Genomic DNA, 1066 nt, shown 5'->3' with positions numbered 1-1066 from the left:
GGCCTCGGCCTGAACGGCGCGATCGACAGCGCCCTCGACCTCGGCGCGAACCTCGGCGGTGCGCTGAACGGTGCGGTGGGTGTTGGTGGTGATCTTGCTGCTGGTCTGGGTGGTGCGCTGAACGGTGCGGCCGGTGTTGGTGGTGACTTGGCTGCTGGTCTGGGTGGTGCTGTGAACGGTGCGGTGGGTGTTGGTGGTGATCTTGCTGCTGGTCTTGGCGGTGCGCTGAACGGTGCGGTGGGTGTTGGTGGTGACCTTGCTGCTGGTCTCGGTGGTGCGCTGAACGGCGCGGTTGGTGCCGGTGTGGATCTCGGTGCGGGTCTCGACACCACGTTGTCCGGTGGAATCGGTGCCGGTCTCGATGGTGCCCTGTCGGGTGCGGTCGGCGCGGGGACCGACCTCGCCGCGGGTCTTGGCGGCAGCCTGGCCGGCTCGGTCGGCGCGGGTGCTGGTCTCGGTGGGGCGCTCACGGGCGCGGCTGGTGTTGGTGGTGACTTGGCTGCTGGTCTGGGTGGTGCTGTGAACGGCGCGGTTGGTTCCGGCGCGGATCTTGGTGCGGGTCTCGACACCACGCTGAACGGTGGAATCGGTGCCGGTCTCGACGGTGCCCTGTCGGGTGCGGTGGGCGCGGGGACGGATCTTGCCGCGGGTCTCGGGGGCAGCCTGGCCGGCTCGGTCGGCGCGGGGACGGACCTTGCCGCGGGTCTTGGCGGCAGCCTGGCCGGCTCGGTCGGTGCGGGTGCTGGTCTCGGTGAGGCGCTCACGGGTGCGGTCGGCGCGGGGGCCGAACTCGAGACCGGGCTGGATGCTGCGCTGGGCGGTGCCGCCGGTGCGGGTGTGGGTCTGGGCGGTGCGCTCACGGGTGCGGCAGGCGCAGGCGCGGATCTCGCCGCTGGTCTAGACGGCGCGGTGGGTACCGGAGTCGGTCTCGGTGGCGAGCTGACCGGTGCGGCCGGTGCCGGTCTGGGTGGCGCGTTGTCGAGTGCGGTCGGTGCGGGCGCTGGTCTCGGCGGGGCGTTGGCCGTGGGCGGCGATATCGCCGCCGACTTGGATGGTGCGGTCGCTG

1 pseudogene is annotated in these 1066 nt (G+C 72.1%); it reads left to right on the top strand.

Features of this window, described 5'->3' with window-relative positions:
* Nucleotides 1-1066: pseudogene (locus ACFWDO_RS21475) on the top strand (hypothetical protein); the annotation flags it as partial.

Source organism: Isoptericola sp. NPDC060185, from assembly GCF_042728595.1.
Lineage (GTDB): Bacteria > Actinomycetota > Actinomycetes > Actinomycetales > Cellulomonadaceae > Isoptericola.
Note: the sequence above shows the minus strand (reverse complement) of the source record. Positions and strands in the feature narration are given on the sequence as shown.